General features: G+C 28.3%; 13 protein-coding genes and 1 other RNA gene. All 14 read right to left on the bottom strand.

Translation table 4 applies throughout. The features are described 5' to 3' along the window. Positions 1–6: 6 nt before the first annotated feature. Positions 7–1,920, bottom strand: coding sequence for an ATP-dependent zinc metalloprotease FtsH (ftsH, locus tag STIUS_RS00070; protein WP_162649231.1), 1,914 nt, complete (start codon positions 1,918–1,920; stop codon positions 7–9). 74 nt (positions 1,921–1,994) lie between these two features. Continuing rightward, a complete protein-coding gene (gene tilS, locus STIUS_RS00065) occupies positions 1,995–2,879 on the bottom strand; it encodes a tRNA lysidine(34) synthetase TilS (RefSeq protein WP_162649230.1) in 885 nt (294 codons plus the stop codon). Between the two features lie 2 nt (positions 2,880–2,881). Next, the gene (locus STIUS_RS00060; RefSeq protein ID WP_162649229.1) at positions 2,882–3,604 is read right to left on the bottom strand and encodes a tRNA1(Val) (adenine(37)-N6)-methyltransferase; all 723 of its coding nucleotides are present in this window, start codon (positions 3,602–3,604) and stop codon (positions 2,882–2,884) included. Continuing rightward, the gene (locus STIUS_RS00055; protein ID WP_162649228.1) at positions 3,604–4,347 is read right to left on the bottom strand and encodes a DNA polymerase III subunit delta'; all 744 of its coding nucleotides are present in this window, start codon (positions 4,345–4,347) and stop codon (positions 3,604–3,606) included. The genes STIUS_RS00060 and STIUS_RS00055 overlap by 1 nt, the downstream gene beginning before the upstream one ends. Next, positions 4,347–4,961, bottom strand: coding sequence for a dTMP kinase (gene tmk, locus STIUS_RS00050; RefSeq protein WP_162649227.1), 615 nt, complete (start codon positions 4,959–4,961; stop codon positions 4,347–4,349). The genes STIUS_RS00055 and tmk overlap by 1 nt, the downstream gene beginning before the upstream one ends. 7 nt (positions 4,962–4,968) lie before the next feature. Further along, positions 4,969–5,529, bottom strand: a complete 561-nt coding sequence (locus STIUS_RS00045; protein ID WP_162649226.1) for a toprim domain-containing protein — start codon at positions 5,527–5,529, stop codon at positions 4,969–4,971. Beyond that, positions 5,529–7,634 carry a DNA polymerase III subunit gamma/tau gene (gene dnaX, locus STIUS_RS00040; protein WP_371807435.1) on the bottom strand — a complete coding sequence of 702 codons (2,106 nt, stop codon included), beginning with the start codon at positions 7,632–7,634 and terminating at the stop codon, positions 5,529–5,531. Before dnaX ends, STIUS_RS00045 begins: the two co-directional genes overlap by 1 nt. A 44-nt stretch (positions 7,635–7,678) precedes the next feature. Next, the gene (locus STIUS_RS00035) at positions 7,679–8,092 is read right to left on the bottom strand and encodes a nucleoside deaminase (RefSeq protein WP_162649224.1); all 414 of its coding nucleotides are present in this window, start codon (positions 8,090–8,092) and stop codon (positions 7,679–7,681) included. 17 nt (positions 8,093–8,109) lie between these two features. Beyond that, an RNA gene (ffs, locus tag STIUS_RS00030) (signal recognition particle sRNA small type) lies at positions 8,110–8,196 on the bottom strand. Between the two features lie 56 nt (positions 8,197–8,252). Beyond that, positions 8,253–9,521, bottom strand: coding sequence for a serine--tRNA ligase (gene serS / locus STIUS_RS00025; protein ID WP_162649223.1), 1,269 nt, complete (start codon positions 9,519–9,521; stop codon positions 8,253–8,255). Positions 9,522–9,642: 121 nt separating this feature from the next. Next, complete coding sequence (gene gyrA, locus STIUS_RS00020) at positions 9,643–12,222, bottom strand: DNA gyrase subunit A (RefSeq protein ID WP_162649222.1); 2,580 nt, start codon at positions 12,220–12,222, stop codon at positions 9,643–9,645. 16 nt (positions 12,223–12,238) lie between these two features. Then, positions 12,239–14,191 (bottom strand): DNA topoisomerase subunit B, encoded by a 1,953-nt coding sequence (locus STIUS_RS00015; protein ID WP_162649221.1) that lies wholly within the window; start codon positions 14,189–14,191, stop codon positions 12,239–12,241. Between the two features lie 145 nt (positions 14,192–14,336). Next, positions 14,337–15,461 carry a DNA polymerase III subunit beta gene (gene dnaN / locus STIUS_RS00010; protein WP_162649220.1) on the bottom strand — a complete coding sequence of 375 codons (1,125 nt, stop codon included), beginning with the start codon at positions 15,459–15,461 and terminating at the stop codon, positions 14,337–14,339. A 64-nt stretch (positions 15,462–15,525) separates the two neighbouring features. Continuing rightward, entirely contained in the window at positions 15,526–16,845 is a 1,320-nt protein-coding gene (locus STIUS_RS00005) for a DnaA ATPase domain-containing protein (protein ID WP_203234703.1), read from the bottom strand.

The following is a 16,845-nucleotide window of genomic DNA, read 5'->3' as shown; positions in this document are numbered from 1 at the left end:
CTTTAATTAATCTACATCATCAGGTGATAATTCAATCAAATCACCATTTTTGATTTCTTCTTCTTTTTTACTTCTTGATTCTTTTTCTCTAACAACTTCTTCAGGAAGTTTCATATTTTTATCAATGTATTCAATTTGTTCTGAAGTAATTGTTTCTAAAACACGTAGTGATTCAGCAATCAATTCTAATTCAGGTTTATTTGCATTAATAACTTTGATTGCTTCTTGATAAGAATGCTTCAGAATTTTAGCTAACTCCTCATCAATTTTAGATGCAACTAAATCAGAGTAAGTTCCTTTCATATATCCTGCAGCTTCTTCTTGCATAGTTACAAATTTAGTTAGTCCTAAATCAGACATACCAAATTGTGTAATCATTCTACGAGCAATATTTGTAGCTTTATCCAAATCATCATGTGCACCTGTAGTAACTTTGTTTTTACCAAACATAATTTCTTCAGCAGCACGACCACCCATATAACCTATAATTGTTGCTTTTAAATCATCAATAGACGAGAAATTTGATTCATCTTTTGGAGTCATGATTGTATAACCACCAGCTGATCCACGGGGTATAATTGTAACTTTTTGCACTTTTGATGCTGATTCTAATTTCATACCAATCAATGCGTGTCCTGCTTCATGATAAGAAACAACGTCTTTATCATGAAGTGTCATAACTCTTGATTTTTTAGCAGGTCCACCAATAACTCTATCTATAGCTTCATCGATATCAGTTAATTCAATAATTTTTCTATCTCCTCTAACAACTAAGATAGCAGCCTCATTAAGAACATTTTCTAATTGAGCTCCTGAAAAACCTGGAGTTCTCTCAGCAATGTTTTTTCAATCAATTTTTGGAGATACTGATTTATTACGTGAATGCAGTTTTAAAATGTCTGCACGTTCTCTAATATCTGGTAATGAAATTTGAATTGTTCTATCGAAACGTCCTGGTCTTAACAACGCACTATCAAGTACGTCAGCACGGTTAGTAGCTGCCATAACAATAACACCTGAGTTAATTTCAAAACCATCCATTTCAACAAGCAATTGGTTAAGAGTTTGTTCTGTTGTTCCACCACCCATTGAAGAGTTTCTTTTTCTACCTACAGCATCAATTTCATCAATGAAAATAATACATGGAGCTGCTTTTTTAGCATCCCCAAATAAATCACGAACACGACTAGCACCTAGTCCTACAAACATTTCTTCAAATTCTGATCCAGCCATTGAGAAGAAGGCAACACCTGCCTCACCAGCAACAGCTTTAGCAAGAAGTGTTTTACCTGTCCCTGGAGGTCCTTCCATTAATACTCCCTTAGGTACACGAGCTCCATGAGCTGCATATTTTTCAGGTTTTTTTAAGTAGTCAACCAATTCAATCAATTCTGCTTTTTCTTCATTAATTCCAGCTATATCTGAAAATTTAACATTAGATTTTACTTGTCTTGGTTTTGATTTTTGACCACCAAGCATTCCACCTGCTCCACCTTTTGACATTGCAGAGAAAATTCATATATAGAAAGCAATTAGAATTAACATTGGTAAGAACGATGATATTAATCCAAGTCAAACACTTTGTTCTCTTATTTGAGTTATTGTTCCATCCAAGGCGTTTCTAATATTGTTGTATATTTCATCCCCCATAACATTACGACTCAATATGAATTTAAATTGAGCATATGAATTGCCTTGAATAAATTTACCAGTAATTATTGAGTCACCAGATGATAACTGTTCAATAATCATATTTTCAGGACGGATTTGACCTAGTTCAAACATTCTTAAAAATTCTTCTGGTGATAGATAATTAATTGTTCCAGCTTTTACAATAAAGATAATTGCGATTAATAATACTACTACTAAAGCAATAATTATCCCGACTCATATCGATCTTTTTCTTTTATTATTTTTCATTTATTTCTCCATTATCTTAGTTAGAAAATCATTTCACTTTTAATTATATATCATTCATATCTATATATTAATAACTAATTACTAACCATCTCTATTGATACTTGGTTTTTTTGTTTATTAATTATTAAGTGATCCGTAACAATCTTTAGATTTTTACTTGAGCCAAGTTGTTTTACTACCTCTTTAACAAACTTTTTTTTCTTTTTCATAATACTATTTGTAGAATCATTATTTTTGATTCAACAATAAACAAATCTATTAATTTCAAAATCGTCCATATCAACAAATATAGTTTTATCAAATGAATTTGACTTAAATAAATGCTCATATTTTTTGTTAAATTTATCAACTGTTTTATTTTCTAATTCGGCTTGGACTTTAAGATTATCTATCTCTTTATCGGTTAAAGTTTTTCTAATCTTATTTCTCAAATAAGATTCATCTTCATTTGTTGAGTCAACTGCGTATTTAACTCCATTTTTATTCAATTCATTTAATATAAAAGATTTTTTCAAATCTAATATTGGTCGCAATACCTGAACTCCATCATATTCACCAATGGGATTTATTCCATAATAAGTGACAATGCTTTTTCTTAAAGTTTGCATCAAAAAAGTTTCAGCATGGTCGTTTAAATTATGAGCAATCACTATTTTGCTAAAACCATTATTTCTAATTTCCTCAACAAAAAAATTGTATCTAATAAGTCTTGCTCATTCTTCAAAGTTTCCTTTTTCTTCTGAATAATAAACTGATTTAATTTTTATTTTTATATTATTTTTTTTGCAATAATCTTCAACAATAAATTGATCATAACTAGAATCATCTCTGAAGTTGTAATTAACATGACACACAATTATGTCCCCATAATTTTTATCAGTAAATATTTGATTCAATAAATACATTGAGTCAGGCCCACCGCTTACACCTATGACTAATTTAAATTCTTTTAAATCCATTTTTAATTTTCGAGCATTTTATTAACTTCTTCAGTAAAACTTTGATCATCGTTATGTACATATAATGGTTCCAAAATAGTCATACCTTCATTACCTCTGTTTTCTGCTTCAATTAATATTTTCTTAGCCTCGCCACCCTTCTTTGAATATATTATTCTTAATTTTTTAATTGTAAAATGATGCTTTCTTAATAGATAAAAAATTTCATCCATCCTAGAAGCAATGTGAACCATTATTAATTTACCTCTGTGTCTCAAACAAATAGCAGCAGAAGTTATAATTTCTTCTAAAGTAATCATTGTTTCATGTCTTGCATTAATTACTTCTTGAGAAATTTTTTTAAACTTACTTCCTTCTTCAACTTTAAAATATGGTGGATTTGAATATACAATATCAAATTCATTATTATTTTTTTTAGCAAATTCTTTTATGTCTTCATTAACAACAATAATTTGTTCTTCCAAACCATTGTTAGCGATACTTTCCTTAGCAATCTCAATAGCGTTAGCATTAATATCTACACCAACAATTTTGGCTTTTGTATACTGGGAAATAACTAAAGGAATAATTGCGTTATTAGTTCCAAAATCACATATCTTTTTAGTTCTAGACTTGATGTCTATAAATCTAGCCAGCAATATTGAGTCAATTGTAAAAACAAAATTTTGATTATCTTGTGTTAACTTTAAATCTTTATAACCAAGAACAAATGTTTCAAATTTCATTAAATTACCTCATATATTTTTACTATTAAATTTTCTAAAACCATATTTGTAAAACTGTTTACACGGAACTGTTCAATTGCCTCTAAAAAATCTTTGGCAATTTCTACATGGTTTACAAGAATTTCAAACTTATATGTTTCTTTAATAATATTGATTAACGTACTTGCATCAGTTTTCTTGTTTTTGTTTCCAAATAAAAATAATGCTTTTTTATCTTTTCTCCTTATTATATCAATAAGTTCATTTTCTTCAGATTCAATTTCTGCTTCAAATGGTATTGAATATTTAACACATCTTGACTTAATTGTAGTCATCACCTTAGAAGCATTAGTAGTTGTCAATATTGCATAAGTATTTGGAGACGGTTCTTCTAAAAATTTAAGTAGAGCATTAGATGAATCAACAGCTAACAATTCAGCAGCATGAATAATGTATACCTTAGTTTTATTTTCAACAATCAAGCTTGCTGAAAACTTTTCAATCATATTTTCAATTTGTGCTTTTTTAATTAAAACATTATCAACAATTTCAATTTTATTTACTATAGTGTTTTTAATTGAACCAACACAAAAATAACAATTATCACTTGGATTTGAATTATTTGGACAAATAATCATTCTAGCTATATCTGATACAAATGCTTTTATATTTTTACTGTTATTTGATTCAAACAAAATAGCATGATGTAGGTCATGCTTTGATATTTCATCTTCAATTTTTTTTGTCAAATCAAATCTATTCATTATTTTTTAAGTACCTTAACTAGTTCATTATACAAATTATTTGCAACAGACTCTTGATCTTGATCAGCATTTATAACTACAAATCTGCTTGAATATTTTTTAACTAATGCCAAGTATCCTTTGTATACTCTTTCTTGAAATTGTAAACCCTCCAGTTCAAGACGATCCAAATTACCGCGATTGTTTAAACGAGAGACAACCTTGTTTGGCGCAATATCAAAAAAGAATGTTTTAATTGGCATATTCGCCTCTAAAACTAAGGATTGGATTGAATCAATTTTATTAACATCTTGGTTTCGACCATATCCTTGATATGCTGTTGTTGAATCCATAAATCTATCACAAATTACGATTTTTCCGGCAGCAACGGCAGGAGCTATCTTTGTATCTACATGTTGCTTTCTAGCAGCAATATAAAGTAATGATTCTGTACCTGAAGTAATTTCTGGATTTTCTGTAGAAAGAATAAACTTTCTTAATTGTTCAGCAATTCTATCTCCGCCTGGTTCTCTAGTGAGAATTACATCATAACCTTCAGCAGTTAATCTATCTACCACTATTTTTGAAGCAGTTGTTTTACCACTGCCATCTATTCCCTCTAATGTAAAAAACATAAATCTCCTATTTTCTATTTTTAAATGCATCATTTAAAGTTGTTTCGTCAACATAATCCAATACATTACCAACAGGCATTCCCTTGGCAAGTTTAGTTACTTTAATTTTCTTTGTTGATAATCTTTTAATAATATAATTAGATGTTACTTCACCTTCAATTGTATAGTTGAAAGCCAATATAACCTCTTTAAAATTATTTACCCTACTTATCAAGGAATTAAAATCTAATGAATCAGGAAGAATGTTTTTTCTTAAATCAATTTCTCCACCCAATACATGTATTAATCCATCATATTTACTTTTAGATATTCTAAACCCATCAGCAATTGTAGCAACTACACACAATTTCGAATTGTTCCTATCATTTGCATCACAAAAAATGCATTTTTTATTTTCTCTAACAAAAAAGCATTTATCGCATAGTGATAAATCACTATTAATCATTGCAATAACTTCAGTTAGATCGTCTAATTTATCATTACTTATTAAGTCAAATAATATTTTTTCTGCTGTTTTAGTACTAATACCGTTAATACCTTTCAATTTTAAAATAATATCTTCTATCATTATTTAATCACCGTGTAATCATCATCCAAAAATAAATCTTTAGATTCCTTAGCCAGTGGTGGCTCACTCATATCCTTTATTTGCTCTTGTAGACTTTCATAAAAGTCATCTACATTTGGAATAACATATTCTTCAGGATGTTTAGCAGCTAAAACATATTCTTCTTTTAAAATCTTTGTTCTTTCTTTACTTACACTGTAAATAATTAACTCAGTATCTAATTTTTCAAATATATGCTTTCTAAAATCCAAATTGTTTATTTTATATTGTAAATAGTTACTTAATATTGGTGTATCCATTATCAAAACAATAGAAGTATCACTACCCGCTAAAACTTTTGCACCAAATAAAGGGACTAATTTTTTAGCTAGTGTTGGATCAAATTGAGGTGAACTAATATCAAATATTTGATTTATTAGTGTTTGAAATTTTAAACGTTTTACTTTGTCTGCGTTTAATAGCGTTGCAACTATTTCTGCATCATCTATTCATATAGTATCAATATCTTGATACTTTTTATCCAATGGTCCTTGATGCTTTAAATTCTCAAAATACGATAGATCATAAACAACTTTTTCATTAATTGGAATTGTCAATTCTGTATCTAAATCCATTGTATTAATAACACCAGTTTCTTCTTCTAGTAGTTTATCAATAGTTTTATCGGCAATTAATTCTTCAACAGACATGCCTTGATCAAGATTTAAGTCAGTAATTTCAATTGAAGGATTGATATTATCCAAAATACCTTCACCAAGAATATATTTCCCTATGTTCTCTGTAATTTTTGTTTTTTCTTTTAATTCATTTTTTTTGTCAGTTTCACCTAAAACACTAGGTTTTTCATCAACAATTTTCTCTTTTATTTCAATAGTTTTAGTACTTTCCTCTAACTTATTGAATTCAGTTTTAACTAATCTTTTTTCTTCTTTATTAAAAGGAGGTAATTCAGTTTTATTCATTTCAACTTCTTTATTTGTTATTTTGTTGCTCAAAACTACTTCAGAATTTACTACACTTATAAGTTTACTTACATTAATAACTTTTAATAAAGCAATTAACAGTAATTGACTGTCAATCGATGAACCCTTTGTAGATTCATACGCTTTAGCTATTTCATCTGATAAATCAAATAATAAGCTAATATCAAATTTTTTAAAACTATTTGCCTCTTCTAAAGTTATGCTGTAATTCTTTTTTAATTCACCAACCATTTTAAATTCAACAATTTCCTTAATTAAGTTAATGATATCAAGAGAAAGAGACTGAAAATCAATACCCTGTTGCTCTGAATTTTCAAAAAAACTAATAACATATTTAGCATCTCCACCAAGAACCTTGCTTATTAAAGCAATTTTTTCTTCCTTGGTTGCTATTGAAAACACATCCTTTAATACTGACTCAGTAACTTTGTTTGCATACGAACCAGCTTGTTCTAACGCGTTAATTGCATCTCTTAATGATCCTTCTGAAAGATAAAATATTTCATCCAAAGCCTTTTCTTCTACATCTATGCCTTCCAATTTGGCAATCTTACTTATTTGTTCTTTTAAATCAACTTTAGTTATACGGGCAAAATTAAAATTTTGACATCTTGAAATAATTGTCAAAGGTATTTTATGTAACTCTGTTGTAGCTAAAATAAATTGTACGTGTTGAGGTGGTTCTTCAAGTGTTTTTAATAATGAATTATAAGCTGATTTTGTTAACATATGAAATTCATCTATTATATAAACTTTATATTTAGACAAAATGGGCAAAGTAGATACATTAGCTCTAATATTTCTCATTTCATCAACACCATTATTAGAAGCAGCATCTAGTTCAAAGATATCTGGGTGAGAATTATTATTTGCTTGTATACAACTATTACATGTTTCACATGAAGCAGCATCTTTAGGGTTTTCACAGTTGATGACTTTAGCAAAAATCTTGGCAACTGATGTCTTACCGGTACCTCGCTGACCAGAAAAAATTAAAGCATGCGAAAACTTATTGTTTTTGATTTGCTCAATAAGTATCTTTTTAAGATTTGTATGACCTGCAACATCGTTAAATGTTTTGGGTCTGTAATATCTGTATAATGAATTTTTCTTTTGCATAATATCCCTCAATCAATTAAATATATTTTACTTTAAAGGCTCCTTGTTTACCTTAGTTTCTTAAAACAATTTTGTAATTTTTTGACATATAAGTCTATGTTTTTCTCATTTCTTAAGTGTATATATTCAATGTTTGGGCTTTCATAAGTATTAAACTTGTTTTCAACATAGTAAAAAACCTTTCTTATTTTAACTTGTTCTATAGCTCCAGTGCACATTGTGCAAGGCTTTAAAGTTGTATATAAAGTATATTCACTAAGATTCTGATAACTTATGTTACTAATTAACTCATTTATTACGTTAATTTCAGCATGTTCAGATATATTGTTATTTAGTTTTCTTGTATTATACGATTTAGCAACAATTTCACTATTGCTATTAACCAATAGCGCAGATACTGGTATATCTTGTGATTTATCGCAATTATCTAAAAGGTTATAAAGTTCTTTAAAGTAATCCATAGTTTTTCTTTCCAAATAAAAAAGTCAAAGTACAAGGCACGTTTCCTTAAGGCTGCTATCTTCCGATCCTGACCTGATTCAGCTGTTACCCCTACAATGACAAAATGATTTTAACATACTAACTAATAAAATAAAAAATGTTTCATGTGAAACATTTTAGTTATTTAATAAATTTTTCATTATTGAAATATGGTTTTAATACATCAGGTAGTACTAACTTTTCACCATCAAAGTAGTTTTCTAGTATTGCTGCAAATAACCTATCAATGGCAACACCTGATCCATTTAATGTGTGCACGTATTGAGCTTTACCTTCACTGTTTTTAAATTTGGTTTTCATATTCATAGCTTGAAAGTCACCACAATTAGAGCATGAAGAAATTTCACGATATTTGTTTTGTTCAGGGAATCAGACTTCTAAATCATATGTCTTTAATGAACTAAAACCAATATCTCCTGAACATAATTCAACTACACGGTAAGGTAGCTTGAAAAGTTTCAAAATTGCTTCTGCGTCTCCAACCATCAATTCAAGTTCTTTCATTGAGTCTTCTGGTCTAGTCATTTTAACTAACTCAACCTTGTTGAATTGATGTAATCTGATCATACCTTTAGTATCTCTACCGGCACTTCCAGATTCTTTTCTAAAGCACTGTGTGAATGCAGTTAATTTAATAGGTAGTAATTTTTCATCAATAAACTCATTTGCATATATGTTTGATAATGGAACTTCACTTGTTGGAATTAAATATTGCCCATTTTCTAATTTGTAAGCATCATCACCAAACTTAGGTAGTTGCCCTGTCCCGTACATGGCTTCAGGATTAACAATAACAGGAACAAACATTTCCCTGTATCCGTTATTTGTATGGTGATTAAGTAAAATATCAGCCAAAGCTCTAACCATTTTTGAACCTTTCCCAGTATATACTAAGAATCTTGATCCACTTAGTTTAGGACCTATACCAAAGTCAACTAAACCGAGTTTTGTTGCTATATCTCAATGAGGTGTTTCACGTGAAACATTTCCTTCTTCATTATATTTTCTTACTTCAATATTTTGTTCTTCATTGACTCCAATAGGGATATCCTTGTTTGGAATATTTGGTACTGAAATTAATTTTTCATTTAATGAAAATTCAATCTTTTTTAAAGTTCCTTCTAACGTACCAATAGTTTTAGAACTTTTTTCAACTTCAGATTTAACTTTATTTACTCCAGATACATCTTTATTTCTCATTAATTCAGAAATACTTTTAGTTAATTTATTTTTTTCTGATTTTAATGTTTCTAATTTAGAAATTGTCAGTTTGCGTTCTGCATTTTCTTTTAATATATCATTAATAATTTTCGTAAAATCAGCATTACGTTTGTTTAGTTGTTTAATAGCGTACTCTCTATTTTCTTCTAAAAATTTAATATCTAGCATAAAACTCCACTACACTTATAAGTGTTCTATATATAATTCATTCTTACTTATGATTATAGACATTAAAATAAGTAGTATAAAAAAATACGTTATTAACACGTATTTAATATTTATTATTATTTTAAGTTTCCAATTCATTATCTAGATCAGTAATATCTATTTCATCCATTTCTAGACCGTCAATCTCAGCAATTTCAATTGTGTCATCCACAACGATGTCTTCAATCAATGATTCTTGAATTCCATCTTTAATAGGCTTGTTTCATACAATACATGTTGAAGTAATAACTTCATCCGTATCTAAACCAATTCCTTTTACACCACTAGTATTTCTTGACTGAACATTTATTTCATCAAGTCCAATTTTTACAATTTTACCAATATTAGAGATCATAATTAATTCATCTGTTTCACGGACTGGTATCATTGTTGAAAAAAGACCAGTTTTATCGTTAATCTTCATTCCAGCAACACCTTTTGAACCTCTACCAATTTTAGAGTATTCAGAAATAAGTGTCTTTTTCATAATTCCACGTTCTGAAATCGTTAATATGAATTTATTTTTGTAATCTGAACATGCTCCAATAACAATATCATCTTCAACTAGGTTAATTGCTTTAACTCCACGTGACTTACGTGATAGTGATCTAAAGCTTTCTTGTCCAACTTTAACAATACGTCCATTTTTAGAACCTATAAGAACATTGTCTTTACCTGTAACTGGAACTACAGAGATAAGTTTATCTCCTTCATCCAGTGTAATAGCTATTTTACCTACACGATTAATTCTAGCAAAATCGCTTGTTTTAACGCGTTTAGCGATACCATTTTCAGTTAACATGAACAGATACTCAAATTTAGTTGTTTGTGTTTTAATAGGGATAATCGATGTAACTTTTTCACCTTTTTGAGTTTCAATAAAGTTAACAACCGGTAATCCACGTGAAGTACGAGTGAATTGAGTAATGTTATAAGCTTTTTCTCTAAATACACGGCCTTTATCAGTAAAGAACAAAATTTCATCTTTCATTCTACCTACACGAGACATAACAATGTGGTCTTCAGCAGAGGCGTTAATAATAACTCCTTTACCTCCACGTTTTTGACTCTTAAAGTCATCCAATGACAAACGACGGATGTAGTTATTTTTTGATAACGTAATCATAATTTGTGAGTCAGCAATTAATTCTTCATCAGCTATTTCAATAATCGATTCATCAATAATTTTTGTACGACGATCATCTCCATATTTATCGGAAATATCTTGTAATTGTTTAATAAGTGTTTCATTTTGCAAATCTTGTGAAGCAATTAATTTAACCAATTCATCCAATCTAGATTTGATTGCTTTAATTTCTTCTTCAATTTTTACTCGTTCAAGTCCAACTAATCTACCTAAACGCATATCTACAATAGCTTTAGATTGTTTAGCATCAAATCCATATTTAGATTCAAATTTAGAAAATACCTCTTCATTCGTTTTGGATTTTTTAATGATCTCAACTATTTCATCAATGTCTTCTAATGCTGTACTAATAGCAGTTAATATGTGCGATCTAGCTGCCAATTTTTCTTGTTCAAATATTGAACGCTTAACAATCATTTTAATTTGGTGTCTTACATAAAAGTTAATTATTTGTTTTAGATTTAAAACAACAGGAATACCATTATTTAATGCCAACATGTTAATTGAAAAATTTGATTGCAAGTTAGTAAATTTAAATAACTTTGTAATAATAATTTGAGTGTTAGTATGTTTAGCCAATTCTAAAACAATACGCATACCTTTATAGTTAGATTCATCACGAATATCAGTAATACCAACAATTTGTTTGTCTCTGTATAATTCAACAATTCTTTCAATTAATTTTGCTTTATTTGTTTGGTATGGAATTTCAGTAACAACAATTCTATCTTTTTCCTTGTCACCAGTTTCCACATCAATTTTTGCGCGAACAGTAATAGAACCATGACCTGTTAAATAGGCAGTTTCTGTACGAGAACCACTAGTCATTAATGCACCAGTTGGGAAGTCAGGACCTTTAATATGTTTTAAAAGATCTTGAATTGTCACATTGTTATTTCTAATAAATTCTATAATAGCTGCGTTTACTTCTCTTAAGTTATGAGGAGGAATATTTGTAGCCATTCCAACAGCAATACCTGTTGCTCCATTTACTAAAATATTAGGAAAGTAGCTTGTTAAATATTTAGGTTCAATTTCAGTTGCATCGTAGTTTTCTTGAAACTCAACTGTATTCATATCAATATCTTTTAACAACATTGATGATATTTTTGTAAGTCTTGCTTCTGTATAACGCATAGCAGCAGCTCCATCACCATCAATTGAACCAAAGTTACCATGACCATCAACTAGAGGATAACGATATGAAAAATCTTGAGCCATACGAACCATTGCATCATAAACAGAAGTATCACCATGTGGGTGATATTTACCAATTACTTCTCCAACAATACGAGCAGATTTTTTGTGTTGGCTATCTGCAGTAATTTTTAAATCATTCATAGCATAAATAATACGTCTGTGAACAGGTTTTAAACCATCACGCAAGTCTGGTAGGGCACGAGACACAATAACTGACATTGCATATTCAAGAAAACCTTTTTCTACTTCATCTTTAATGTCTGTTTCAATAATAGTTGTATTATCAATAAATTTATTTTCGTCAATTCTTTTCATTTTCTAATACTCCTTATTAAATATCTATGTTTTCTACAAATTGTGCGTTTTCAGTGATGAATTCTTTTCTAGCTTCAACACTTTCACCCATTAGGCTTGAAAAAACTTCATTTGCTAAGAATGCATCTTCAGCATTTATTCTTACCATTGTTCTTGTTTCAGGATCCATTGTTGTTTCTCACAACTGAATCGCGTCCATTTCACCAAGTCCTTTATAACGTTGAATTTGGTATCTTGAACCTGCATATTTATCTTTTTTAAATACTTCCAATTGAGCATCTGAATATGCATAATCAAATTTTGTTTTACCAGCCTCAATTTTATATAGTGGTGGTTGTGCAACATATACGTGCCCACCTAATATTAAATCTTTCATATAACGATAAAAGAATGTTAATAAAAGAATTTTAATATGTGCTCCATCAACATCGGCATCTGTCATAATAATGATTTTGTTGTATCTTAATTTTTCCATATTAGTATCATCTTTAGTTCCAACACCAACAGCCGCAATAATAGATTGTATTTCTTTATTTTCAAATGCTCTAGCTTGTTTAACTTTTTCAACATTAAGCACTTTACCACGTAGTGATAAAATTGCTTGATATTTTCTGTTACGTCCTGTTTTTGCAGAACCTCCAGCTGAATCTCCCTCAACTAAATACAATTCAGATTTTGTTGTATCTTTTGATTCACAATCAGCCAACTTACCTGGAAGTGAAAAAGTATCAATTGCAGATTTTCTACGTGTATCTTCTTTTGCACGTAAAGCAGCCTTTCTTGACTTTTGAGTTAAAAGAACTTTTTCAATAATCTTTTTAGCTTCAATAGGGTTCATTTGTAAATATTCTGTAATTTTATTTCCAACTATTTCATTAACAGCTTCTTTTGCATCTCTATTAGCTAATTTACCTTTTGTTTGACCTTCATAAATTGGATCAACGTGTTTTATTGAAATAACTACATTGATTCCTTCTTTTAAATCATCTCAATTAAATTTAGTTGGCTTAAAGTTTTTGATTGTTGTAGTGTACTGATTAATAACACGAACTAGTGCTTGTTTAAATCCCTCAACGTGTGATCCACCCTCAACAGTAGAAATGTTATTACAAAATGAAAAAACATTGTCGTCATACATTTGGTTATATTGCATAGCAACTTCAACTTCAATAATAGTTTCTTTACCATGTTCATTTGATTTGTAATCCTCTTCACAATAAAAAATTGATTCAGTTACTTTATCTTTACCTGAATTAATTTCTTTAATGTAATCTTTGATTCCATTTTCAAATTGATACTTAATATATTTGTCTGTTCTTTGATCATATAAATCAATTAATAAACCCTTAGTTAAAAAGGCAATTTGTTTAATTTTGTTATGAATAATTTTAAAGTCTCAATCTATAGTTTCTTTAAAAATTGATGGGTCAGGTTTAAATCTAATCACTGATCCATTTTCTGTAGAAACTCCCATTTCAACAATAGGTGTTGCTTTTGTACCACCATCATGGAAACGTTGGTGATACATTTTACCATTTCTGCTAATTACTGCATCAACATAAAGTGATAAAGCATTAACTACTGATGCACCAACACCATGTAGTCCTCCTGAAACTTTGTAAGCACTTTCATCAAATTTACCACCAGCATGTAATACTGTAAAAATAGTTTCTAAAGTTGTTTTACCTGTTTTTGGGTGAATGTCAATTGGAATACCACGTCCATTATCTTTAATAATAATTTCGTTATCGTTTGTAATAAAAATATTAATTTCATCACAAAAGTTTGCTAATGCCTCATCCACTGAGTTATCCAAAACTTCTCAAATTAAGTGGTGTAAACCATTTATATTTGTGTTTCCAATATACATCCCAGGACGTTTACGAACTGCTTCTAATCCTTCAAGAACTTGAATTTGACTAGAATCGTAATCACCAGCACCATCAATTTTTTTTATTTCTTTTGACATATATTTTCCTCACCTAGCAAAATTAATTTTAACACAAAATGACCTCATTTTTCTACTCACGCGCGTATATATATGAATATGAGGTAAATAAATATATTTATTTTTTATTAAAAAAATAAAACATGTACAAAATTGTACATGTTTCTTAATTTGTTGATAATGGTAAAACAATTTGATGTAAATTTGGATCTTCAATAGAACTTATAACAATAGGTCTTCTAAAATCTGTTAAATTAATTTCAATCTGATTTGTTTCAAAAACACGAATTGCATCTAATAAAAATTTTGAATTAAATGATATATTTTGTTGATCTAATCCCCTTAACTCAAAATCTGTAAAGTTTTCTGAAAAATTTCCAATTTCTTTAATACTTGATTTTATTGTTATATTTTTTTCATCGATAATAAAGTTTACAACTGTAATCTTTCCTTCATCATTTGGAATATCTGCTCTATGAATAACATGTAAAATATCTTTTGTTTTTGCAAATATTGTTGTGTCAAAATCTTTAGGAAATGCAGCATTAACATTTGGAAATTTTCCCTCAAGAAGGGTTGTTTGAAAAATTGCAGTTTTAGTAACAAATGAAACAGTTCCTTCATTAAAAATAATTTTTATTTCATCTAAGTCAGCTAACAATTTAACAACTTCGTTAGCACTCTTAAATGGAATATTAGCTTGCAATGAAGAATTTGAATTTTCATTAAGTTCAATAATATTTCTAGAAACACGATAATTGTCTGTTCCAAATAAATAAAGTTTATTTTGTTCAAGTTTTAGATTAATTCCACGTAATACAATTTTTTGATTATATTCACTAACTGAAATTATTGTTTTATTAATAGCTTTTCTAAGATCAGTAGCGTTAACAATAATTTCAGTTCCTTTTCTATTAAAACCAATTAATGGGTAATCCTCATAATCTAAAATGTTTAATGAAAACTCGTTATTTTTACCAGTAATAAAAACTGTGTTTTTTTCGAAGTTTGAAATTTTAATAATTTCATCATCCATTTTTTTTAAAATATCTAATACAAATTTACCCTTGATTAAAATATTTCCAACTTCTTTAATATTTAAATCATATTGATCAGTTTCAATTGTATCTTTAATTGAAACATTTTCATTTGAAGCTATTAAACAAATATTATCTACATTAACTTGAATTACTAATCCATGTAAGCTAGCAACATAACTTTTATGATCAATAATTCTAGTAACACGTTCTAAACTTTCAATTAGTTTTTTTCTATTAATTTTAAAATTCATTTTAAACCTCTATTCTTTTATTAAGATTATTAGATTGTTATTATGGTGATGTGTAAGTGCGTAACTATTCAGATTCTTTTATTTTCTTTTTAAGTATTTGAATTTCACGTTTGAATTCTTTTGATTCACCCATCTTCATTATAACCGTATTGATTGATGCACTTATAGTTGTTCTATTTTTTTTGAAAAAAATTTCAATATCGGTAGTTGATTTACCTAAAACTTCTTTAATTAAATAAATACAAACATTACGAGCATGAACTACTTTTTGGGTTCTGTTTTGTCCCTTTAAAATAGCTGATGATAAGTCATAATGTTTAGCTACTATTTCAATTATTTTATTTTGTGTAGTTTCTCCAAATATTTTTGTACCAGTTTGAGCAATTAATTCTTCGATGTCTTCTTCAGTAACTGTTTTATTTCAAAACTCAAGTTTCATAAATAAACCATTAATTTCTCTAACATCATTTTTAATTGAAGCTGAAATTTTAGTTAATAGTTCAGGACTTAGTTCCATAATATTATATTTTTTTGCATAAACTGAAATTAATTTTTTTGTTGTTTCAATATCTAAATTATCAATTTTAATAATTAATCCACTTGTAAACCTTGAAATAATTCTTCTGTCCAAACCAATTAATTGAGTTGGAGCATTATCAGAAGTAATTACTATTTGTTTACCATGTAATATTAAGTCATTAAATATGTCAAAAAAAATCTCACTCGTTTTTTCGCCACCTTTAAGCAATTGAATATCATCAATTAACAATACATCTAGTTCTTTTAATTCATGTTTAAAATCTTCAATAGACTCTTTTTTTAAATTACCATGAAAAACATCTTTTACTCTTTCTTTTATTTGGTTAACAGTAAAATATTTTACTTTGATATCTTCATATTGATCTTCAAATTTCATTTGAATAGATTCTAATAAATGTGTTTTTCCTAAACCAGAAGGTCCATAAATAAACAAAGGATTGTACTTTGTTCCAGGTTCATCAATAATTTTTGTTGAAGCTCGAAAAGCTTCTTCATTACATTTACCAACAACAAAATTATCAAAAGTTTTAGCGTTTAGTTTTTTAATATTAAGTTTAATTTTTTTTGTTTTTTTACTTTTCTCTTCAATTTTTTGTAATTCTTCAGCGGATACAAAAACCACTTCAATTTCTTTGTTTAATAGTTTATTTAAAAAATTCACAATGTCTTTTTTGATTTTTGATAATTCTAATAATTCAAATTTGCTTTTACCACAAATGTAAATAATATTATTAATTTCGCTAATAGTTATTTTTTTAAGATGAGTATTATATAACTCAGGATCAACAAGGTCTGATTCTTTTAATCAGGCTTTTAATTCGGCTAAAATAGATGTTTTATTCAT

The organism is Spiroplasma sp. TIUS-1 (assembly GCF_010365785.1).
Lineage (GTDB): Bacteria > Bacillota_I > Bacilli_A > Mycoplasmatales > Mycoplasmataceae > TIUS-1.
Note: the sequence above shows the minus strand (reverse complement) of the source record. Positions and strands in the feature narration are given on the sequence as shown.